This is a genomic window from Stenotrophomonas sp. YJH_SMC_105-26 (assembly GCF_059368915.1).
The window spans coordinates 596632-618744 of sequence record NZ_JCAFSD010000001.1; the positions used below are offsets into that span (position 1 = coordinate 596632).

Consider the following 22113-nt stretch of genomic DNA (forward strand, 5'->3'; position numbering starts at 1 on the left):
GCGCGATGGGTGATGACAACCTGTCAGCGCTTCTCGAACACCGCGATGCTTTCCACGTGCGCGGTATGCGGGAACATGTCCATGGCACCGGCGCTGACCAGGGTGAAGCCCTGTTCGTTGACCAGATAGCCGGCATCGCGCGCCAGCGAGCCCGGGTGGCAGCTGACGTAGACAATGCGCTTGAACTGCTTCAGCGGCAGCTGCTGCAGCACTTCGATCGCACCCGAGCGCGGCGGGTCCAGCAGCAGCTTGTCAAAGCCCTGGCGCATCCACGGGGTGCTGCGCTGGTCCTGGGTCAGGTCGGCGCTGAAGAACTGCGCGTTGGCCAGGCCGTTGCGCTCGGCGTTCTCACGCGCACGCGCCACCAGGCCGGCATCGCCTTCCACGCCAACCACCTCGCGCACGCGGCGCGCCAGCGGCAGGGTGAAGTTGCCCAGGCCGCAGAACAGGTCCAGTACACGCTCGTCCTCACCCGGTTCCAGCAGGTCCAGGGCGTGGGCGATCATCTTCTCGTTGAGCTTGGCATTGACCTGGATGAAGTCCAGCGGGCGGAACGCCAGCTCGACATCCCACGGCGCCAGACGGAACGACAGCGGCACACCCTGCCCGTCCAGCGGCTGCACGGTATCCACGCCGCCGGACTGCAGGTAGATCACGAAGCCATGCTGCTGGCCGAAGGCCGCCCAGGCCGCGCGGTCGGCATCGCTGAGCGGCTGCAGATGGCGAACGGTCAGGACCACGGCCTGGTCACCGGCGATGAATTCGATCTGCGGGATGTCACGCTTGCCATCGAGTGACTCGATGAAGGTGGACAGCGCCTCGACCTTGGTACCAATCTCGGGGATCACGGTCAGGCACTGGCTGAGGTCGGCGACGAAGCGCGGATCCTGTTCACGGAAGCCGACCAGGGTCTTGTCCTTCTTTTCGACCCGGCGCACCGAGAAACGGCCCTTGCGGCGGTAGCCCCAGCTCTCGCCGACCAGCGGCGCGAGCACGGTGCCCGGCTTCACATGGCCGATCCGCTCCAGGTTGTCCATCAGCACGCGCTGCTTGGCCACGATCTGCTGGTCTTCGTCCAGGTGCTGCAGCACGCAGCCGGCGCAGGTGCCGAAATGGGGGCACTTGGGGGTCACCCGCTGCGGCGAGGCCTGCAGCACCTCCAGGGTGCGCGCCTCGTCGAAATGGCGGCTGCGGGCAGTCTGCTCAGCCATCACCACCTCGCCGGGCAGCGCGCCGCTGACGAAGGTGACCTTGCCGCCCTCGCCTTCACGGCGGGCGACACCGCGACCATCATGGCTGAGGTCGAGGATCTCGGTCTGGAACGGAGTACGGTCAGTGCGGGAACGGGATCGGGCCACGTGGCAACAGGCTGCGGGCAAAAATGGGGGCGTATTGTCGCAGATCCTGACCGACGGGGCCTGGACCCGCTTGCGCCCGTGGCCGTCGTGCTTGATGATTGGGCCAGCTGACATGGAGGCAGCCCTGATGCAGATGACCCCGCGGGCCGCACGGCCCCGCTTCCTGCTTGTCGAGGACGACATCATCAGCCGCGGTTTTTTCAAGGCGGCGTTGGAAACGTTACCGGCGGATGTGGATACCGCAGATTCGCTGGCCAGCGCCCTGGCCAGTGCCGAACCCGGCGCGCATGATCTGTGGCTGATCGACGTCAACCTGCCGGATGGCAATGGCGCGCAACTGCTGCGTGAGCTACGCCGCTCACATCCCGACACACCGGCGCTGGCACATACGGCCGACGGCGATACCTCCATCCACGCCCGCCTGCGCGAAGCCGGTTTCAGCGACACCCTGGTCAAGCCGCTGGGCCGCGACCAGCTGCTGAAGGCCGTGCGCCGTGCGCTGGTCAACAGCCCGGCGGGAATCTTCGTGGCACAGGCCCCGGCCGCAGTCGAGCTGGCCGTTCAGGACTGGGACGAGACTGCGGCATTGGCCGCGCTCAATGGCCAGCGCAACCACCTGATCGCACTGCGCGAGCTGTTCCTGGCCGAGTTGCCCGGTGTGCGCGACGCGGTCGAGCAGGCGGTGGACCAGCACGACGAGCGCCAGCTGCGCAGCCAGCTGCACCGGTTGCAGGCGAGCTGTGGCTTCGTGGGGGCGGCACGGTTGGGCCGGGCGGTGCGCCAGCTGCATCATGCACCCGAGTCCGGGCAGGCCCAGGACGGGTTCCGCGCCGCGGTAGCTGCCCTGCTGCATTGAGGGTTTTTCGGCAAGGCTGCGCCCTGCACCCGCAGAGGCTTCAAGCCAAGCCAAGGCAACAGCAACAGCAACGGCATGCATTCCGTGGGTTGGCGGTGCGGTATCGGAGGGCGGGGACGCCGTAAACCCGTCCTTGGGGGCTTGGCAGCCGCATCCATGCGGCTGACACCCCGCCCTCCGATACCGCCCCACCTCTTACAGTTTTCCGCGATCGGGTAGATCCACGCCATGCGTGGATGAATTTCTGTCAGATATCGAAATCAATCTGGGGTCGGATCCGTTTTCCTGCGGAAAACGGATCCGACCCCATCCCGTTCCGACAGGTCGCGGAACACTGTCGAAGGCGGGGTGGGTCCGGTTGCGGGAGTGTCCGCGGCATGGATGCCGCGGCCAAGCCCCCAGGGACGGGTTTACGGCGTCTCCCGCAACCGGACCCACCCCGCCTACCCACGGATAGCCAGCTTTTGCCGTTGACGTTGATTCGGCAGGTGCAGGGCTGCAAGCCCTGCCGCCCCCCCCCCCTACTTGCGCGGCGCAAGCTGCTCGAGCATTTCCCAGGACTTCAGCCCGCGCGCGCCCAGGTGATGGGCCAGCACCCGCCGCATCGGCAGGCGCAGGCTGGCCAGATCGGCGGCATCTGGTTCTTCGTCGGCCGCAAGGGCCAGCAGCGCCGAGCCAGTGGCCGCCGCCCGGCGCTCCCCGCCACGCTCGCTCAGCAGGCGCTGCGCCCCTTCCTGCGGGTCCAGCTCGTAGCGCGCCGCCGGGTCGATCGGCTGGCCATCACTGGCACTGTCCAGCTCGAAACCCAGGCCCAGCGCGGACAGCAGTTCGCGCTCGAAACGGCGCAGGGTCCAGGCCAGGCCGGCACCGACCGCCAGCCGCGCGCGTGCCTCACCGTAGGCAAGGTACAGCTCCGGCAGCGGGTCCTGGCGCGGGGCCAGGCGCAGGGTCAGTTCACTCAGGTAGAAGCCGGCCAACATCGCCTGGCCGACCAAGCGTGGCGCGGCATCCAGCGCCTCGGCACCCCGCAGCTGGGCCAGTTCACCCCGCTGCTGGGCACTGAAGCGGATCCACTGCAACGGCTGCAGGGCGGCGCGCAGCACCTGGCCCTTGGCGGTGGACACGCCACGCGCCAGCAGGCCGATACGGCCATGCTGCGCGCTCAACACTTCGACCAGCAGGCTGGTCTCGCGGTAGGCCCGTGCGTGCAGCACGAAGCCGGTGTCGTCCTCGATCATCATCGAAGCGACCGTCGCGGCTTATTCGTAGCCGAAGGCCTTCAGCGCGGCCTCGTCGTCGGACCAGCCTTCACGCACGCGCACCCAGGTTTCCAGGAACACCTTGGCCCCGAACAGACGCTCCATCTGCAGGCGGGACTTGGCGCCGATCTCCTTCAGGCGGGCGCCGCCCTTGCCGATCACGATGGCCTTCTGGCCCTCGCGCTCGACCCAGATCACCGCACCGATGCGCAGCAGGTTGCCATCCTCGGTGAAGCGCTCGATCTCGACGGTGGTTGCGTACGGCAGTTCCTCGCCGAGCTGGCGCATCAACTGCTCGCGCACCAGTTCACCGGCCAGGAAACGCTGGCTGCGATCGGTGATCTCGTCCTCGCCGAACATCGGCGGGGCTTCCGGCAGCAGCTTCAGCACGTCGCGCACCAGTGCTTCCAGGCCGTTGCGCTTCTGCGCCGAGATCGGGTGCACGGCGGCGAAATCACGACCTTCGGTCACCTGCTGCAGGAACGGCAGCAGCGCGCCCTTTTCCTTCAGGCGATCGATCTTGTTGACCACCAGCACCACCGGGATGCCGGCGTCGCGCAGCACGTTGAACGCCAGGCTGTCCTCTTCATCCCAGCGACCGGCTTCGATCACCAGCAGGCCGGCATCGACGCCTTCCAGCGAGCCACGCGCGGCGCGGTTCATCACCCGGTTCATCGCCCGCTTCTGCACCTTGTGCAGGCCGGGGGTGTCGACCAGCACCAGCTGGCCTTCCGGATAGGTGGCGATGCCCAGCAGGCGATGGCGCGTGGTCTGCGGACGGTTGGAGACGATGCTGACCTTGGCGCCGACCAGGGCATTGGTCAGGGTCGACTTGCCCACGTTCGGGCGGCCGATGACGGCCACGCTGCCGCAATGATGGGGAGTTTGTTCGCTCACTTGGAATCCAGTTGTTCTAGGACGGCCGCAGCCGCCTGTTGTTCGGCAAGCCGCCGCGAGGCGCCTTCGCCCTCGGTGCTGGCGGCCGGGTCGGCTACGTTGCAGCGTACCCGGAAGTGCTTGGCGTGGTCGTCACCGGATTCTGACACCAGTTCATACTGCGGCAACGCCTTCTGTCGGGCCTGCAGCCATTCCTGCAGGCGGGTCTTGGGGTCCTTCTCGGGCCGGCCGGAGGCCGGCAGTGCCTCGATCGAAGCGCTGAACCAGGGCAGTACCACCGCCCGGCAGGCCTCGAAGCCGGCATCCAGGTAGATCGCAGCCACCACGGCTTCCACCGCGTCGGCCAGGATCGAATCACGACGGTGGCCGCCGGACTTCATTTCTCCCGGACCCAGGATCAGTCGATCGCCCAGTTCCAGGGTGCGCCCGATCACCGCCAGCGCGCCTTCACGCACCAGCTCGGCGCGGGCACGGGTCATCGCGCCTTCGTCAGCCTTGGGCCAGCGCTGGTACAACGCCTCGGCCGCCATCATGTTGACGATGCTGTCGCCCAGGAACTCCAGGCGCTCGTTGTGTGGCGCACCGGCACTGCGATGCGTCAGCGCCTGCTTCAGCAGCGCCGGGTCGCGGAAGGGATGACCGATCAGGTCACCACGTTGGAAAGGTTTATTCGGCACCGCTTCGGGTCAGGTCCTGGGATGAATCGAATTTGCCAACCACGTCCAGGTTGCCGACCAGCGGACGGCGCACTTCGTAGTTGACCTTGAGGGTCCAGCCATTATCGCGGCGGTCGAACTTCACGTTGGCCGGCTTCACGTTTTCCGAGTAGTTGATGTACAGCCGCTTGAAGAACAGATCCTGGATCCGGGCCGGTTCCATGCTGCCCACACCCGGCTCGTTGGCCAGGCTCTTCATCGCCGAGCGCACCGCGTAATACTCCTGGTACATCGGGAACAGCTTCATGCCGATGTAAAGGAAGAAACCGACCACGATCAGGACCGCCAGGAACGAGGTCAGGGTCATGCCACGCTGCGTGTTCATCGTCTTCATTGCGTTCTCCCCAGATACGCGTTGGATGTGAAAATACTCGGTTGATGCCCGATCAGTTGATGCTCGAGCCGATCCGCGACGGCTCGAAGCCATCCTTGCAGAACCAGCCCTGGCAGTTCAGCCAGATCAGGAAGGCCTTGCCGCGCAGGTTTTCCTCCGGCAGCAGGCCCCAGAAACGGCCATCGTCACTGTTGTCACGGTTGTCGCCCATCACCAGGTACTTGCCGGCCGGCACGGTCCACTGGCCCTGGCCACGCGGATAGTCGGTCTCCAGCACGGTGTGGGTACGACCCGGCAGGTGTTCGACCAGCAGGTTGGCGCCCTCGCCCTGGCCCTTGTGGCCTGCATAGATGCCCTTGTTGTCGTACTTCAGCGGTTCGCCGTTGAGGATCACGCCGTCGCCTTCGAAGACCACGGTGTCGCCCGGCACGCCGATGACGCGCTTGATGAAGTTCTCACCCTTGGCCGGATCGTTGTCGCTGTGGCCGGGGAAGTGGAACACCACCACGTCGCCGCGCGACGGCTCGCCAAACGGCACGATCTTGGTGTTGCTGATCGGCAGGCGCAGGCCGTAGGAGAACTTGTTGACCAGGATGAAGTCGCCGATCAGCAGGTTCGGCATCATCGAGCTGGACGGGATCTTGTACGGCTCGGCGATGAAACTGCGCACGATCAGCACGATCGCCAGCACCGGGAAGAACGCACGCGAGTAATCCACCAGCACCGGCTCGGAGTCGAGCAGGCCCGCGCGCTGGGCGCGACGCTTGGCGAGGTACAGCTTGTCCGCGAGCAGGATCAGGCCCGAGGCCAGGGTCAGCACGACCAGGAGGATCTCAAACAGTTTCATTCAGGGTCCTTTGCAACGTCACCAGACGACCGGCCCCGCAGGGCCGGTGCGGGCCTTACTTGTTGTCCATCTGCAGGACGGCCAGGAACGCTTCCTGCGGAATCTCCACGCGTCCGACCTGCTTCATGCGCTTCTTGCCTTCCTTCTGCTTTTCCAGAAGCTTCTTCTTGCGCGAAACGTCGCCACCATAGCACTTGGCCAGCACGTTCTTGCGCATGGCCTTGACCGTGGTGCGGGCGATGATCTGCGAGCCGACGGCGGCCTGGATGGCCACGTCGAACATCTGGCGCGGGATCAGGTCCTTCATCTTCTCGCACAGCTCGCGGCCACGTCGGTCAGCGTGGCTGCGGTGCACGATCAACGACAGCGCATCGACCTTGTCACCGTTGATCAGCACGTCCACGCGCACGAACGGGCCTGCGTCGAAGCGCACGAAGTGGTAATCGAGCGAGGCATAGCCGCGGCTGACCGACTTCAGCTTGTCGAAGAAGTCCAGCACCACCTCGGCCATCGGCAGCTCGTAGCTGATCTGCACCTGGCTGCCCAGGTAGTTGATGCCGATCTGGCTGCCGCGCTTTTCTTCGCACAGCTTGATGATGTTGCCGATGTACTCCTCGGGGGTGAGCACGTTGGCGCGGATGATCGGTTCGCGGATTTCCTCGACCTGGTTCACCGCCGGCAGCTTGGCCGGGTTGTCCATGTTGATGATCGAGCCATCGGTCTTCAGGACCTCATACACCACCGTCGGCGCGGTGCTGATCAGGTCCAGGTTGTATTCGCGCTCCAGGCGCTCCTGCACGATTTCCATGTGCAGCATGCCCAGGAAGCCGCAGCGGAAGCCGAAGCCCATCGCCTCGGAGCTTTCCGGCTCGAAACGCAGCGCGGCATCGTTCAGGCGCAGCTTGTCCAGCGCTTCGCGCAGGTCCGGGTAGTCTTCGGCATCGACCGGGAACAGGCCGGCGAACACGCGCGGCTGCATTTCCTGGAAGCCCGGCAGCGGCTTCGGCGCCGGATCACCGGCCAGGGTGAGGGTGTCGCCGACCGGCGCGCCATGCACGTCCTTGATGCTGGCGGTGACCCAGCCCACTTCACCGGCACGCAGCGCCGGCAGCACCTTGCGCTTCGGCGTGAACACGCCGACGTTGTCGACCTGGTGGTTGCGGCCGGTCGACATCACCTGCAGCTTGTCACCGGCCTTGATCTCGCCCTGCATCACGCGCACCAGCGACACCACGCCGAGGTAGTTGTCGAACCACGAGTCGATGATCAGCGCCTGCAGCTTGTCGGTGTCGCGCGGCGCCGGCGGCGGAATGCGGTACACGATCGCTTCCAGCACGTCCTGCACGTTGAGGCCGGTCTTGGCACTGACCGGCACGGCGTCGGAGGCATCGATGCCGATCACGGCCTCGATCTCGGCCTTGGCGCGCTCGATGTCGGCGGTGGGCAGGTCGATCTTGTTGATCACCGGCACCACTTCCAGGCCCTGCTCCACGGCGGTGTAGCAGTTGGCCACCGACTGGGCTTCCACGCCCTGCGCCGCATCGACCACCAGCAGCGCGCCTTCGCAGGCGGCCAGCGAGCGGCTGACTTCATAGGAGAAGTCGACGTGGCCGGGGGTGTCGATGAAGTTCAGGTGGTAGGTCTGCCCGTCCTTGGCCAGGTACGGCAGTGACACCGACTGCGCCTTGATCGTGATGCCACGCTCGCGCTCGATCGGATTGGAATCGAGCACCTGCGCTTCCATCTCGCGGGCCTGCAGGCCACCGCAGAGCTGGATGATGCGGTCGGCCAGCGTGGACTTGCCGTGGTCGACATGGGCGATGATGGAAAAGTTGCGGATGTTCCGCATCGAATCAGAAGACATAGGTGGCGGCGGCGCGCGGCGTCGTCAGGGTAACGGTCGATTATCGCACGCCCAGCGCCCGGCCGCTAAAACCGGCTGCCGGGCACCGGCCCGGAACGACCGAAGCCCCGCCGGGGCGGGGCTTCGGGGGAGGCCCAGGGGCCGCCGGAGCGGCCCCGGCAGGCCCTACTGGCCGGCCTTGACCGCCACGAAGGCGCTGTTGCCGTTGGCCGTGCGGACCAGCAGCATGACCACGTCGTCCTTCTTGAAGCTGGACAGCGCCCGGTTCAGGGCATCCACACTGCCGACCGCGACGCGGCCGACCTGCAGGATCACCATGCCCGGCGACAGGCCGGCATCACGCGCCGCCTGGCCCTTGACCCCGGTGATGCGCACGCCTTCGTTGCCGTTGAGCCCGAACTGCTTGCGCTGAGCCGCGCTCAGGTCGCTCACGTCCAGCCCCAGCAGGGCATTGGCCCCGGTCTGCGGCGCCGCCTCGGCACCGCCGGCCGACGGCCCGCGGGCACTGGCCTGCCCGTCTTCACTCAGGGCGGTCAACGTGGCACTGAGGTCATGCGGCTTGCCGTCGCGGTACACCACCAGGTTCACCTTGCTGCCCGGCGCCATCGCACCGATCAGCGGCGGCAGGTCGGACCAGCTGTTGACCGGGCTGCCGTTGACCGAGCGGATGACGTCGCCCACCTGCACGCCGGCCTTGGCGGCCGCACTGCCGGCCACGATCTGGTTGACCAGGGCGCCACGGCTGTCCGGCAGGCCCAGGCCCTGCGCCTTCAGCGAATCGATCGGCTCCACGACCGCGCCGAGCTGGCCGCGGGTGACCTTGCCGCTCTTCTTGATCTGCTCGACCGCGCTCATCGCCAGGTCGATCGGGATCGCGAAGCTGATGCCCATGTAGCCGCCGGACGCGGAGAAGATCTGCGAGTTGATGCCGACCACTTCGCCGCGGGTGTTCAGAAGAGGGCCACCGGAATTGCCCTGGTTGATCGCCACGTCGGTCTGGATGAACGGCACATAGCGCTGGTCGGGGCCGCCCGTACTGCGGCCGACGGCGCTGACCACGCCGGCGGTGACAGAATGGTCGAGGCCGAACGGCGAGCCGATCGCGACAACCCACTGCCCCGGCTTCAGGCTGTTGGAGTCACCCACGCGCACGGTTGGCAGGTTCTTCCCGTCGATCTTCAGCAGGGCGACGTCGTACTGCTGGTCGCTGCCCACCACCTTGGCGGTGAACTCACGGCTGTCGCCCAGCTTGACCTTCACGTCACTGGCGTCGGCCACCACGTGGTAATTGGTCAGCACATAGCCATCGGGCGAGATGATGAAGCCCGAGCCCATGCCACGGCCCTTGATGCTGGGGCCACCGTCTGGCCCACCCGGCCCCTGCCCCGGCATCGGGAAGTCGGGACCAAAGAAGCGGCGGAAGAACTCCGGCATGTCATCGTCGCCCATCGGGCCGCGCGCGGCCTGGCGGTTGTTGCGGACGATGGTGGTATCGACGTTGACCACGCCCGGGCCGACCTGTTCGACCAGGTTGGTGAAGTCGGGCAGGCCACTGACCAGCGGCTGCGCCGGTGCCCGCGCGGCCGCGGCTGGCACGGGCTGGGTCTGCGCGACGGGCGCCGGCGCCTGTGCGCAGGCCACCAGGGGAAGGGTCAGGGCCAGCAGGCCAATGGCCTGCGTGCGGAGTCGGGGAGTCATCGGACGGCAACCTCCGGGTCGGGTGGAAAGAGGAATACGGGCCCCGCCGACGGCGGGGCGTGAAGGCGCCCGGCTCAGTCGCGCGGGCGCGGCGGCACCGGCAGGTCATCCTGCAGGCGCGGCTCGAACGGATAGAACGCGGCACTACCGGCGTGGGCCGGGAAGCTGGCATTGAGCGCGCCGCCAGCGGCGGGCGCCAGGCTGGAGCGCGGCCATGGCCGGGCCTGCAGCCCGCTGACCTCGCCGAACGGCAGGTTGCGGTTGGCGTTGGCCGGCACGGTCGGGGTCAACGGTGCCTGCACGGCGGCGATGGCGCGCTGCGAAGTGTCGTCGCGCTGGGCGGCACGCGCGGCCTGCTGGCTGCGCGTAGCGCTGGCACGGCGGGCGTCCTGGCGGCGGCCCGCCGCGGCCATCGCTACGGCCGGCGCAGCAGCCACGGCCACTGCGGCCGTGTCCACCGAAGCCTCGGTGACTGGGGTCGGCGCGGCCGGTGCCAGTTCCGCCTGGCTGGCCATCACCTGCGGCGCCTGCGGTTCACCCGGCGTCGCCTCCTTCAATTTCTCGCCGCCGATGAACAGGGCGACCGCGGCCACAGATGCGGCCAGCGCAGCACCGCCGCCCCAGGCGCGCCAGCCACTGCGACGCACCTGGCGACGCGGCTCGGCCTGCGGCGTCGGCTCTGCCGCAATGGCGGCCGCAACGGCGGCACTGAAGCCGGCCGGTGCCAACGCCGGGGCCTGCCCGCGCATCACGTCGCCCAGCAGCTGCCAGCGCTCCTGGCAGCCGGCCAGTTCGGGGTCGTGTTCCATCCGGCGCAGCAGGAAGCGCGCTTCATCGGCACCCAGCTCGCCATCGACCAGGGCCGACAGCTGCTCGCGATGGCGCTGGTCCAGGCGCTGCCCGGCGGGCGATTGATGGTTCTGCGATTCGTTGAACGGATTACTGGTCATACGCGGCTCTTCTCACGGGTGGCGCTGCCGATGTCCAACAGCGGCCGGAGTTCGGTGTCGATCGCCTCGCGCGCCCGGAAGATCCGGGAACGCACGGTGCCGATCGGGCACCCCATCTTCTGCGCGATATCCTCGTAGCTCAGGCCTTCCACCTCGCGCAGGGTGATCGCCGACCGGAGTTCCTCCGGCAGCGCGTTGACGGCCTTCATGACCGTCTGTTCCAGCTCCTGGCGCATCAACTCGCGCTCGGGCGTGTCGGTGTCCCGCAGGCGGGTACCGCTGTCGAACTGCTCGGCGTCACCGATGTCGATGTCATCGGTCGGCGGACGACGATTGTGTGAAGCCAGGTAGTTTTTGGCGGTATTCACGGCGATTCGATGCAACCAGGTTGAGAACTGGGCATCGCCACGGAAACTCCCGATCGCGCGGTAGGCACGGATGAAAGTGTCCTGGGCGACGTCCTGACATTCGCTCCAGTCGGCGATGTAGCGACCGACCAGGGCCACGACCCGATGCTGGTACTTGCGCACCAGGACATCGAACGCGGCACTCTCGCCGTGCTGCACGCGCCGGACCAGCTCCAGATCCAGCTCCTGAGGTGTATCAACATCGGCCATGAGGGGCCGCACTCCTGTCAGCCCAACCGACGTCGGGCAATGAGACTGCCAATCCCGGGAAAAGTTCAGTCGCCGATCACCTGGCGCCGCACCAGCTTTTAACCACCATTCGGTTAGCGTCCCGGTCCACGGCCATGGATCCGGGGGCGCCACTCCCCTGCTATTGGGATTTGACGCGGGGGAAACAACCTCTGGATCATAGCCGCTTCTCCATACACAACCGGATGGAACGTCCATGCTCTCAGGCTTCGATGGTCTCCGCTTCAGCCACTGGCACCCCGAGATCCGCGACGACGGCGTGGTGGTTCTCTCCCTGGATCGCCAGGACAGCAGCGTCAATGCGATGTCGCAGGACGTGCTGCTGGAACTGGGCGACCTGCTTGAGCGCATTGCCCTGGACCCGCCCAAGGGCGTGGTCATCCAGTCGCTGAAGAAGGCCGGCTTCATTGCCGGTGCCGACCTGAAGGAGTTCCAGGAATTCGACCGTCGCGGCACCGTCAACGACGCGATCCGGCGTGGCCAGGCCACCTACCAGAAGCTGGCCGAGCTGCCCTGCCCGACCGTGGCGGCCATCCACGGCCACTGCCTCGGCGGTGGCACCGAGCTTGCCCTGGCCTGCCGCTATCGCGTGGCCTCCAATGACAGCAGCACCCGCATCGGCCTGCCGGAAACCCAGCTGGGCATCTTCCCGGGGTGGGGTGGCAGCGCCCGCCTGCCGCACCTGGTGGGCGCCCCGGCAGCGATGGACATGATGCTGACCGGCCGCACCCTGTCGGCCTCGGCCGCGCGTGGCATCGGCCTGGTCGACAAGGTGGTGGCACCGGCGGTGGTGCTCGACACGGCCGTTGCACTGGCGCTGTCCGGCACCACCCGCCCGTTCAAGCAGCGCGCCACGGCCTGGGCCACCAACACCTGGCTAGCACGCACGCTGCTGGCACCGCAGATGGTCAAGCAGGTCGCCCGCAAGGCGAAGAAGGACCAGTACCCGGCGCCGTACGCACTGATCAGCACCTGGCAGCGCAGTGGCGGCAAGCCGATCCAGGCCCGCCTGGACGCCGAGCGGCGTGCCGTGGTGAAGCTGGCCAGTACTCCGACCGCGCGCAACCTGATCCGTATCTTCTTCCTGACCGAACGCCTGAAGGGCCTCGGTGGCGGTGATTCCGGCATCCGCCACGTGCACGTGGTCGGCGCCGGCGTGATGGGCGGCGACATCGCCGCGTGGGCCGCCTACAAGGGCTTCGAAGTGACCCTGCAGGACCGCGAGCAGCGCTTCATCGACCCGGCCATGGAACGCGCGCAGGCGCTGTTCGCCAAGAAGGTGCGCGACGAGAGCAAGCGCCCGGCCGTGGCCGCGCGCCTGCGTGCCGACCTGGAAGGCAACGGCGTGGCCGAGGCCGACCTGGTGATCGAGGCAATCATCGAGAACCCCGAAGCCAAGCGTGCGCTGTACCAGACGCTTGAGCCGAAGATGAAGCAGGACGCCCTGCTGACCACCAACACCTCGTCGATTCCGCTGGTGGAACTGCGCGACCACATCCAGCGCCCTGCGCAGTTCGCGGGCCTGCACTACTTCAACCCGGTAGCGCAGATGCCGTTGGTGGAGATCATCCATCACGACGGCATGGCGCCGGAGACCGAGCGCCGCCTGGCCGCGTTCTGCAAGGCGCTGGGCAAGTTCCCGGTGCCGGTAGCCGGCAGCCCGGGCTTCCTGGTCAACCGCGTGCTGTTCCCGTACATGCTGGAAGCGGCCACCGCGTATGCCGAGGGCATTCCGGGCCCGGTGATCGACAAGGCCGCGGTGAAGTTCGGCATGCCGATGGGCCCGATCGAACTGATCGATACCGTGGGCCTGGACGTGGCCGCCGGCGTCGGCCGCGAACTGGCGCCGTTCCTGGGCCTGCAGATCCCGGCCGCACTGCAGACGGTGGAACCGGACAAGCGCGGCAAGAAGGATGGCCAGGGCATCTACACCTGGGAGAACGGCAAGCCGAAGAAGCCGGACGTGGCCAGCGACTACCAGGCCCCGGCCGATCTGGAGGACCGCCTGATCCTGCCGCTGTTGAACGAGGCGGTGGCCTGCCTGCACGAGGGCGTGGTGGCCGACGCGGACCTGCTGGATGCCGGCGTGATCTTCGGCACCGGTTTCGCACCGTTCCGCGGCGGTCCGATCCAGCACATCCGTGCGGTCGGTGCCGATGCGATCGTCGAGCGGTTGAAGGCGCTGCAGCAGCGCCATGGCGACCGTTTCGCGCCGCGCCCCGGCTGGGACAACCCCGTCCTGCGCGAACCGGTGGTCTGAGTTCATCGGCCGGGCCTGCGGCCCGGCACCCGCAGAGGCAACCGCCGAAGCCAGAGCCGGAGCAACAGCCGGCTCTGGCTTTTCTGTTAGGCGGGCGGGGCGGTGTGGGCTTGCAGGACACGCCGTAAACCCATCCATGGGGGCTCGATGGCGCCATCCATGGCGCCAACGGTCCTGCAAGCCCACACCGCCCCACCCAGACAGTTTCCCGGTGACGGTTGCTGAACTGCGATGGCTGGTAGGTGTCGACCTTGGTCGACACCAGGAGCGAAGCGACCGGCGTTTGATTTTGATTTTCTTTTTCTTCTCCGTGGCTGGACGCACACGGAAACTGTCAGAGGCCGGGCGGGGTGGGTCCGCGGGGGTGTCCGCGGCATGGATGCCGCGGCCAAGCCTCCAGGGACGGATTCACGGCGTCCCCCGCGAACCCACCCCGCCCGGCCAAGCGCGGCTTTTGCTTTACGCAACCAACCCCACAGCCACGAGGGGCTGCGCCGTTGGCTGGAACACCCTGTTACCCATACGGGGCATGTGCCCGTCACAGCTGCATGCGATGCTCACCACCTGATCCCTGCCAGCGAGAACGCCCGCATGACCACCATCATCGCCCCGCGCGTGCACGACATCGGCGGCCTCGAAGTCCGTCGCGCCGTCCCCACCCTGCAGGCGCGCAGCATCGGCTCGTTCGTGTTCGTCGACCAGATGGGCCCGGCACTCATGCACCCCGGCACCGCCATCGACGTGCGCCCGCATCCGCATATCGGCCTGGCCACCGTCACCTACCTGTGGTCGGGCGCGATCGGCCACCGCGACACGCTGGGTTCGGATCAGGTGATCCGTCCCGGTGACGTCAACTGGATGACCGCCGGCCGCGGTATCGCCCATTCCGAGCGCACGCCGCAGCCGGACCGCGATCACGACAACCCGATCCACGGCATGCAGACCTGGGTCGCGCTGCCGAAGTCGCACGAGGAAATCGAGCCGGCGTTCTACCACCATGCCGCTGCCACCCTGCCCGAGCAGCGTCGCAACGGCGCGTGGCTGCGGGTGATCGCCGGCCGTGCGTACGGCGAGGAATCGCCGGTGAAGGTGTTCGCCGACACCCTCAACGTGGCAATCGATCTCGACCCCGATGCGGAAATCGATATCGACGACGGCCACCGAGAGCGCGCGTTGTACATCCTCGAGGGCGACGCGCAGCTGGATGGCGTGGATATTCCCGCGCAGCACCTGGTGATCCCCGAAGCCGGTGCACGAGGCCGCCTGCGCGCGAAGACGCCGGTGAAGGCGATGCTGTTCGGTGGCGAGCCGCTGGATGGCCCGCGCCACCTGTGGTGGAACTTCGTGTCGAGCTCGAAGGAGCGCATCGAGCAGGCCAAGCACGACTGGGAAGCCGGCCGCTTCGGCACCATTCCGGGCGACGACAAGGAATTCATCCCACTTCCGCAGTACTGAACATCGCGTGTTGCACACATCTGAAGGTGTATCCCTGCACCCGGCGTTGACGCTACAGTCACCCGCTGATCACTGAACTGTGACATAAATCACACTTTAGATCGTCAAAGGAGTGCAACACATGAGCATGGGTAAACGCTTGTCCGCCGAGTTCCTCGGCACGTTCTGGCTGGTTCTGGGTGGCTGTGGCAGTGCGGTGCTGGCCGCCAAGTTCGGTGGCGACGGCAATCCGCTGGGTATCGGTTTCCTCGGCGTGGCGCTGGCCTTCGGCCTGACCGTGGTGACCGGCGCCTATGCGTTCGGCCATATCTCCGGCGCGCACTTCAACCCGGCAGTCAGCGTCGGGCTGTGGGCCGGTGGTCGTTTCCCGACCAGGGATCTGGTGCCCTACATCATCGCCCAGGTTGCCGGCGGCCTGCTGGCCGGCTTCATCCTGCTGCAGATCGCCTCCGGCGCCAGTGGCTTCGCCATCGATGGCAGCCAGGCGGGTGCGTTCGCCAGCAATGGCTATGGCGCGCTGTCGCCCGGCGGCTACAGCGTGGCAGCCGCCTTCCTGTGCGAAGTGGTGCTGACGGCGGTGTTCCTGATCGTGATCATGGGTTCCACCCACGGCAAGGCACCGGCCGGTTTCGCCCCGCTGGCGATCGGCCTGTCGCTGACCCTGATCCACCTGATCAGCATTCCGGTCACCAACACCTCGGTGAACCCGGCCCGCTCCACCGCCGTGGCCTTCTTTGCCGGCAGCGGCGCAGTCAGCCAGCTGTGGCTGTTCTGGGTCGCTCCCCTGCTGGGCGGCGCGATCGGCGGCCTGATCTACAAGTGGATCGGCAGCGACCGCTGATCCACGCGGCTCCCATTGCGGCCCACCCTCGGCCGCAATGGTTACGTCTGCAACCGCGAATTGTGCGATTGCTCACGTTCCGTTAAGGTTGAGTTGACCGTCCGTGCACATGCCGGATGGGGCGGCATCCGGGGATGGGATGCCACGGCCGCCGGCCCTGCTGGCGGAGCCAAACAACTCATCACCTTGGGGGATGCATGAAGTTCGTGCCTGTCATCTTGTCGAGCCTGCTGTTCGCTGCGGCCCAGGCCGCCGCGCAGGCGCCGTCCGAATGTCCTTCGCTGCCAGCCAGCAGTGGCCTGCAGTGGCAGCAGCAGGTGCAGGCCGATTTCCTGGTCTGCCGCGCCAGCACCCCTGATGGCCGCGAAGTACTGAGCCTGATGCTCAGCGCGCGTGACCCCGCCATTCCGCTGAGCCGCTCGCTGCGCCAGGAAAAAGGCAGCTTCGGCGGTGAATCACTGTACTGGTACCAGCCCGACCTGGGCGGCCAGCAACCGCCGGGATATGCCGAACGGCGCATCAGCGTGGTCAAGATCGACAAAGGGCGTTATGCGCAGATTGCGCTGTATCCGGACAGCGCGCAGGAACTGAGCTCACTGCAGCAGCTGGCGCAGGGCATGAGCCTGACCCCGTCGGCCGTGGCCGCCGGGCGCTGAAGGTGACGGGGATGACTGCCTGGCAGCATCCCCGCAATGCACCTCGATCGGCAGGTAGTGCCGGCCGCCGGCCGGCAAACCCTTCGGTCCTGATCAAAAGCAGGTGCCGGCCGGCGGCCGGCACTACCTCAGAACCTGCCTTCCTGGAAATCGACGAAGGCCTGCATCAGTTCCTGCCGCGTGTTCATCACGAACGGGCCGTGCCGCATCACCGGCTCGCGCAACGGACGGCCGGCCACCAGGATCAGCCGCGCGCCTTCGCTGCCAGCCGAAACATGCAGCTGTTCGCCGCCGCCCAGCACCGCCAGCTCCTGGCGCGCAACATCACGGGCGGCGTCCTGTTCACCCACCGTCAGTCCGCCTTCAAATACATAGGCAAAGGCGTTGTGGCCTTTCGGCAGCGTGTAAGTCCAGGCCCGGTCGGGCGCCAACGTGATGTCGAGATACAGCGGCTCGGTGGCCGGCTGCACGATCGGGCCGCGGGTGCCGTCGACCGAGCCGGCGATCACCTTCACTGCCACGCCGGCTGCCGGCTGCACCACGGGAATGCGCTCGGGCGCGAACTCCTGGTACTTCGGCTCGGTCATCTTCTCCTTCGCCGGCAGGTTCACCCACAGCTGGAATCCACGCATCTGCCCGCTTTCCTGCTCGGGCATCTCCGAGTGCACCAGGCCGCGGCCAGCGGTCATCCACTGCACGCTGCCCGGGGTCAACAGGCCTTCGTTGCCATGGTTGTCGCGATGCCGCATGCGTCCGTCGAGCATGTAGGTGACGGTCTCGAAACCGCGGTGCGGGTGTTCCGGGAAGCCGGCGATGTAGTCCTCGGCCCGGTCGGTGCCGAATTCATCGAGCAGCAGGAACGGGTCCAGGTCCGGCAGCGTCGGGCCGCCGATGACGCGGGTCAGGCGCACGCCGGCACCGTCGGAGGTGGGCATGCCACGGATGGTGCGCAGCACGCGGACCGGTTCGGGAAGGCTCATGGCGACTCCTGTGGGATGGATGCCCCTGAAGATGGACGCCACATGGCCGTACGCCAATGGATGGCACCGCAACCAATTGTTCCATCCCTGATGTTGGCTGCACGTCAGCGCCACCGTCGTACGACCAAAGTACTACCGCCGATTCGTCCTGTGCCAATTGACCCTGTCGTGGGCAAGCAGGACTCTTTGACTGTCTTTCCGGGAGAGAGCACCTCATGAAAGGGTTTTCCAAACTGGGCTGGGCGGCACTCGCCCTGCTCGGCGCATTCTGTCTGGGCACCGTCGCCCTGCGCCGCGGCGAGCACATCAACGCACTGTGGATCGTGGTGGCCGCGGTCTCGCTGTACCTGGTCGCCTACCGCTTCTACAGCCTGTTCATCGCCAACAAGGTGATGCAGCTGGATCCGACCCGGGCCACCCCGGCGGTGATCAACAACGATGGCCTGGACTACGTGCCGACCAACAAGCACGTGCTGTTCGGCCACCACTTCGCCGCCATTGCCGGCGCCGGCCCGCTGGTCGGCCCGGTGCTGGCCGCGCAGATGGGCTACCTGCCCGGCCTGCTGTGGCTGGTGGTGGGCGTGGTGCTGGCCGGCGCAGTGCAGGACTTCATGGTGCTGTTCCTGTCCAGCCGTCGCAACGGCCGCTCGCTGGGTGACCTGGTGCGCGAGGAGATGGGCCAGGTACCCGGCACCATCGCCCTGTTCGGTGCGTTCCTGATCATGATCATCATCCTGGCGGTGCTGGCGATGGTGGTGGTCAAGGCGCTGGCCGAAAGCCCGTGGGGCATGTTCACGGTGATCGCGACGATGCCCATCGCGATCCTGATGGGCGTGTACATGCGCTACATCCGCCCCGGCAGGATCGGCGAGATTTCGGTGGTTGGCCTGATCCTGCTGCTGGCCGCGATCTGGTACGGCGGCAAGGTCGCCGCCGACCCGGTGTGGGGGCCGGCGTTCACCTTCACCGGCACCCAGATCACCTGGATGCTGATCGGCTACGGCTTCGTCGCCTCGGTGCTGCCGGTGTGGCTGCTGCTGGCCCCGCGCGACTACCTGTCGACCTTCCTCAAGATCGGCACCATCATCGCGCTGGCCATCGGCATCCTGGTGGTGATGCCGGAACTGAAGATGCCGGCGCTGACCCAGTTCGCCGCCAGCGGTGATGGCCCGGTGTGGAAGGGCGGCATGTTCCCCTTCCTGTTCATTACCATCGCCTGCGGTGCGGTCTCCGGTTTCCACGCACTGATCTCCTCCGGCACCACGCCGAAGCTGCTGGCCAATGAAGCGCACATGCGCTACATCGGCTACGGCGGCATGCTGATGGAATCGTTCGTGGCGGTGATGGCGCTGGTGGCGGCCTCGATCATCGATCCGGGCATCTACTTCGCGATGAACAGCCCGGCCGCCGTGATCGGTGCCGATGCAGCCTCGGCGGCGCACTACATCACCAACACCTGGGGCTTCACCATTACCCCCGAGCAGTTGACCGCGACCGCGGCCGCCATTGGTGAACCGACCATCCTGCACCGCGCCGGTGGTGCACCGACGCTGGCGGTAGGCATCGCGCAGATCCTGCACGAAGCGATTCCCAGTGGCAGCGACGCGATGATGGCGTTCTGGTACCACTTCGCGATCCTGTTCGAAGCCTTGTTCATCCTGACCGCGGTGGACGCCGGTACCCGCGCCGGGCGCTTCATGCTGCAGGACCTGCTGGGCAACTTCGTGCCGGCCCTGAAGAAGACCGAGTCGTGGACCGCCAACATCATCGGTACCGCCGGCTGCGTGGCGCTATGGGGCTACCTGCTCTACACCGGCGTGGTCGATCCGTTCGGCGGCATCCAGACGCTGTGGCCGCTGTTCGGCATCTCCAACCAGATGCTGGCTGGCATCGCGCTGATGCTGGGCACGGTGGTGCTGTTCAAGATGAAGCGTGACCGCTATGCGTGGGTCACTGCGGTACCGGCGGTGTGGCTGCTGATCTGCACCACCTACGCCGGCTTCATCAAGATCTTCGACAGCAACCCGGCGCAGGGTTTCCTGGCGCAGGCACACAAGTTCCAGGCCGCGCTCGCCAGCGATACGATCACTGCACCGGCCAAGTCGGTGGCGCAGATGAAGCAGATCGTGGTCAACGCCTACGTCAACACCGGCCTGACCGCGCTGTTCCTGCTGGTGGTCGGCGCGGTGCTGGTGTATTCGATCAAGACCATCCTGGCGGCACGCCGCAACCCGCAGCGCAGCGACCGCGAGACCCCGTACGTGGCGCTGAAGCCGCATGAAATGGTGGATCTGTGATGAGCACGCAACTGGTTCCCGCCGGCCAGTACCAGGCGCACCGCCGCATCTGGCGGCGCCTGGTGCAGACCGCACGACTGTGCTGTGGCATTCCTGATTACGACAATTACGTCCGGCACATGCTGGATAAGCACCCGGACCAGGAGCCGATGGACTACAAGACGTTCTTCCGCGAGCGCCAGGAAGCGCGTTACGGCGGGCGCAACGGCGGGCGCTGCTGCTGAGGGCCAGGCCTGCCTTTCAGCAGGCAAAAGAAAGCCGAGCGCGGGCTCGGCTCTACACGGGCAGAGCGGGTTCGCGGCGCACGCCGCGAACCCGCAACAGGATCGTCCGGCCAGGACTCAGGCGCCGGCCATCCACTTCAGAATCAGGCCGGTGACATACGCCAGCCCGGTGCCGGTGGCATAGCCCACCGTACCCAGCAGCACGCCCACCGGCGCCAGCGTCGGATGGAAGGCTGCGGCCACCACGGGGGCCGAGGCGGCCGCGCCGATGTTGCCCTGCGAACCGATCGCGAAGAAGAACAGCGGCGCGCGCAGCAGCTTGGCTACCCCCCACAGCACCAGCACGTGCGTGGCCATCCAGATCGCGCCAAGCAGGAACAGCCACGGCCGATCCAGCAGCGACAGCAGGTTCATCTGCATGCCGATGCAGGCGATCAGGAAGTACAGGAACACCGTGCCCAGCCGCGAAGCGCCTGCGGCTTCCAGCCGGCGCGCACGGGTGAAGCTCAGGCCCAGGCCCATCGCCGTGGACAGCAGGATCACCCAGACGAACTGGCTGTCGAGGCTGAACTGGCTGGCCCAGCTGACATTGGCCTTGAACCAGCCCGACAACGGCGCGGCGATGGCATGGGCCAGGCCGACGCCACCCAATGCCACGCCAACGATCACCATCAGGTCGGTCATGCTGGGAATGCGCGCGTTCTGTGCCTCGTAGGCGCTGATGCGTGCCTTCATCTCGTCGATGGCGCGGGTGTCGGCACCGTTGCGGGTATCGATCTGCTGCGCGCGGTTGGCCAAAAACAGCAGGATCGCCATCCACAGGCTGGCGCAGGCCACGTCGACCACCGCGAACTGGCCAAAGGTGGTGGCATCGGTGCCGAACACCTCGCGCATGGCCACCATGTTGGCGCCGCCACCGATCCAGCTGCCGGCCAGCGCGGCCATGCCGGCCCAGGTATCACCGGCCACCGTTTCCGGATGGATCAGCTTCATCAGCTGGAACGAGACGATGGCGCCGAGCATGATGCCGGCGGTACCGGCGCAGAACACGATCAGCAGCTTTGGGCCGAGCTTGATGACGCCTTTCAGGTCGATCGACAGTGTCAGCAGGACCAGCGCAGCGGGCAGCAGCACGTCGCGCGCGACCGGGTTGTACAGCGAGGTGTTGTGGCCATCGATGACACCGGCGGTGTTGTAGATGGCGGGGATGAAGTAGCACAGCAGCAGTGCCGGCACCCAGGCGAAGATCTTCTTCAACAACGGGGTCGGACCACTGGCGGCCCAGAAGATCAGGGCCAGGGTGGCGGCAATCAGGCCCAGTCCAACGATGTCGTTGCTGATCAGGGCGGTAGCGGGTTCGGTCGGCATGGGATCCTCTGTCGATCGAAAGAGCGGAGAAAAAAAAGCGCCGCATGAAGCGGCGCAGGTCGAGATTAACATTGTCTTCACGCCTGGTCATGCTGCGCTGCTTGTCGCCTTCCCCTGCATTGACGACGATTACGGCATCACCGTTGTGGAGCAGGCCCAAGCAGCTTGGTGCGTTCTCTGTCAGCCTGTCCGTGAAGGACCTGGCCGCCTCCCGCGCGTTCCACGAAGCCCTCGGGTTCTCGGTCACCGGTGGCGATCCCACGCAGAACTGGCTGGTAATGCGCAGCAACGGCACGGTCATCGGGCTGTTCCAGGGCATGTTCGAGGGCAACCTGCTGACCTTCAACCCCGGCTGGGACCAGCACAGGCAGGAGCTGCCCCACTTCCAGGATGTGCGTGAACTGCAGGCGGAACTGGATGCCAAGGGCATCGAACTGGCAGTCCGCACTGACCCCGATGGCCAGGGGACCGGCTACCTGCAGCTGGCCGATCCCGACGGCAACGTGATCCTGATCGACCAGCACGTGGCGCGGCCGAACGGGCGGTAATGCGAACAGCCATTGCGTGGGTAGGCGTCGACCTTGGTCGACGGGCCGC

20 protein-coding genes are annotated in these 22113 nt (G+C 66.8%); 8 read left to right on the top strand and 12 right to left on the bottom strand.

Annotated features, from left to right (window positions below; translation table 11 throughout):
• Positions 1-23: 23 nt before the first annotated feature.
• A complete protein-coding gene (gene rlmD, locus AC5P7F_RS02905; RefSeq protein ID WP_032959001.1) occupies positions 24-1358 on the bottom strand; it encodes a 23S rRNA (uracil(1939)-C(5))-methyltransferase RlmD in 1335 nt (444 codons plus the stop codon).
• A 127-nt stretch (positions 1359-1485) separates the two neighbouring features.
• Between rlmD and AC5P7F_RS02910 the strand changes: the two genes are divergently transcribed.
• Complete coding sequence (locus AC5P7F_RS02910) at positions 1486-2214, top strand: response regulator (protein ID WP_014647994.1); 729 nt, start codon at positions 1486-1488, stop codon at positions 2212-2214.
• Positions 2215-2735: 521 nt separating this feature from the next.
• On the opposite strand, the gene recO is transcribed toward AC5P7F_RS02910, so the two are convergent.
• The 9 genes from recO to rpoE all read right to left on the bottom strand — a co-directional run bounded on the left by recO (position 2736) and on the right by rpoE (position 11396).
• Positions 2736-3455, bottom strand: a complete 720-nt coding sequence (gene recO / locus AC5P7F_RS02915) for a DNA repair protein RecO (protein WP_164077974.1) — start codon at positions 3453-3455, stop codon at positions 2736-2738.
• A gap of 18 nt (positions 3456-3473) precedes the next feature.
• A complete protein-coding gene (gene era, locus AC5P7F_RS02920) occupies positions 3474-4370 on the bottom strand; it encodes a GTPase Era (protein WP_005410599.1) in 897 nt (298 codons plus the stop codon).
• Positions 4367-5047 (bottom strand): ribonuclease III, encoded by a 681-nt coding sequence (gene rnc, locus AC5P7F_RS02925; protein ID WP_046431951.1) that lies wholly within the window; start codon positions 5045-5047, stop codon positions 4367-4369. Before rnc ends, era begins: the two co-directional genes overlap by 4 nt.
• Positions 5037-5420 carry a DUF4845 domain-containing protein gene (locus AC5P7F_RS02930; RefSeq protein WP_014647998.1) on the bottom strand — a complete coding sequence of 128 codons (384 nt, stop codon included), beginning with the start codon at positions 5418-5420 and terminating at the stop codon, positions 5037-5039. Before AC5P7F_RS02930 ends, rnc begins: the two co-directional genes overlap by 11 nt.
• A gap of 52 nt (positions 5421-5472) precedes the next feature.
• Positions 5473-6267, bottom strand: coding sequence for a signal peptidase I (lepB, locus tag AC5P7F_RS02935; protein WP_014038087.1), 795 nt, complete (start codon positions 6265-6267; stop codon positions 5473-5475).
• 55 nt (positions 6268-6322) lie between these two features.
• The gene (gene lepA, locus AC5P7F_RS02940; protein WP_197641409.1) at positions 6323-8116 is read right to left on the bottom strand and encodes a translation elongation factor 4; all 1794 of its coding nucleotides are present in this window, start codon (positions 8114-8116) and stop codon (positions 6323-6325) included.
• A 180-nt stretch (positions 8117-8296) separates the two neighbouring features.
• Positions 8297-9829 carry a DegQ family serine endoprotease gene (locus AC5P7F_RS02945; protein ID WP_049420101.1) on the bottom strand — a complete coding sequence of 511 codons (1533 nt, stop codon included), beginning with the start codon at positions 9827-9829 and terminating at the stop codon, positions 8297-8299.
• Between the two features lie 74 nt (positions 9830-9903).
• Positions 9904-10779 carry an RseA family anti-sigma factor gene (locus tag AC5P7F_RS02950; RefSeq protein ID WP_164077973.1) on the bottom strand — a complete coding sequence of 292 codons (876 nt, stop codon included), beginning with the start codon at positions 10777-10779 and terminating at the stop codon, positions 9904-9906.
• Positions 10776-11396, bottom strand: coding sequence for an RNA polymerase sigma factor RpoE (gene rpoE, locus AC5P7F_RS02955; protein WP_014038091.1), 621 nt, complete (start codon positions 11394-11396; stop codon positions 10776-10778). The genes AC5P7F_RS02950 and rpoE overlap by 4 nt, the downstream gene beginning before the upstream one ends.
• Positions 11397-11631: 235 nt before the next feature.
• On the opposite strand from rpoE, the gene AC5P7F_RS02960 reads away from it, so the two are divergent.
• The 4 genes from AC5P7F_RS02960 to AC5P7F_RS02975 all read left to right on the top strand — a co-directional run bounded on the left by AC5P7F_RS02960 (position 11632) and on the right by AC5P7F_RS02975 (position 16647).
• Positions 11632-13695: a 3-hydroxyacyl-CoA dehydrogenase NAD-binding domain-containing protein gene (locus AC5P7F_RS02960; RefSeq protein WP_069116210.1), complete on the top strand. Its 2064-nt coding sequence runs from the start codon at positions 11632-11634 to the stop codon at positions 13693-13695.
• Between the two features lie 591 nt (positions 13696-14286).
• Positions 14287-15150 carry a pirin family protein gene (locus AC5P7F_RS02965; protein ID WP_005410608.1) on the top strand — a complete coding sequence of 288 codons (864 nt, stop codon included), beginning with the start codon at positions 14287-14289 and terminating at the stop codon, positions 15148-15150.
• 121 nt (positions 15151-15271) lie between these two features.
• A complete protein-coding gene (gene aqpZ, locus AC5P7F_RS02970) occupies positions 15272-15991 on the top strand; it encodes an aquaporin Z (RefSeq protein ID WP_053496518.1) in 720 nt (239 codons plus the stop codon).
• A 197-nt stretch (positions 15992-16188) separates the two neighbouring features.
• Positions 16189-16647: a hypothetical protein gene (locus tag AC5P7F_RS02975; protein ID WP_014648004.1), complete on the top strand. Its 459-nt coding sequence runs from the start codon at positions 16189-16191 to the stop codon at positions 16645-16647.
• Positions 16648-16775: 128 nt separating this feature from the next.
• Here AC5P7F_RS02975 and AC5P7F_RS02980 read toward each other — a convergent pair whose 3' ends face one another.
• Positions 16776-17627, bottom strand: coding sequence for a pirin family protein (locus AC5P7F_RS02980; RefSeq protein WP_164077723.1), 852 nt, complete (start codon positions 17625-17627; stop codon positions 16776-16778).
• Between the two features lie 215 nt (positions 17628-17842).
• Between AC5P7F_RS02980 and AC5P7F_RS02985 the strand changes: the two genes are divergently transcribed.
• Together AC5P7F_RS02985 and AC5P7F_RS02990 are read left to right on the top strand one after the other, a co-directional pair.
• Positions 17843-19924 carry a carbon starvation CstA family protein gene (locus AC5P7F_RS02985; protein WP_014648006.1) on the top strand — a complete coding sequence of 694 codons (2082 nt, stop codon included), beginning with the start codon at positions 17843-17845 and terminating at the stop codon, positions 19922-19924.
• On the top strand, positions 19924-20148 hold the full coding sequence (locus AC5P7F_RS02990) for a YbdD/YjiX family protein (protein ID WP_032958992.1): 225 nt from the start codon (positions 19924-19926) through the stop codon (positions 20146-20148). Before AC5P7F_RS02985 ends, AC5P7F_RS02990 begins: the two co-directional genes overlap by 1 nt.
• Positions 20149-20265: 117 nt before the next feature.
• On the opposite strand, the gene AC5P7F_RS02995 is transcribed toward AC5P7F_RS02990, so the two are convergent.
• Positions 20266-21516: a DUF819 family protein gene (locus AC5P7F_RS02995; RefSeq protein ID WP_053496043.1), complete on the bottom strand. Its 1251-nt coding sequence runs from the start codon at positions 21514-21516 to the stop codon at positions 20266-20268.
• A 143-nt stretch (positions 21517-21659) separates the two neighbouring features.
• Between AC5P7F_RS02995 and AC5P7F_RS03000 the strand changes: the two genes are divergently transcribed.
• Positions 21660-22064 (top strand): VOC family protein, encoded by a 405-nt coding sequence (locus AC5P7F_RS03000; protein WP_164077722.1) that lies wholly within the window; start codon positions 21660-21662, stop codon positions 22062-22064.
• The last annotated feature ends 49 nt before the right edge of the window (positions 22065-22113 follow it).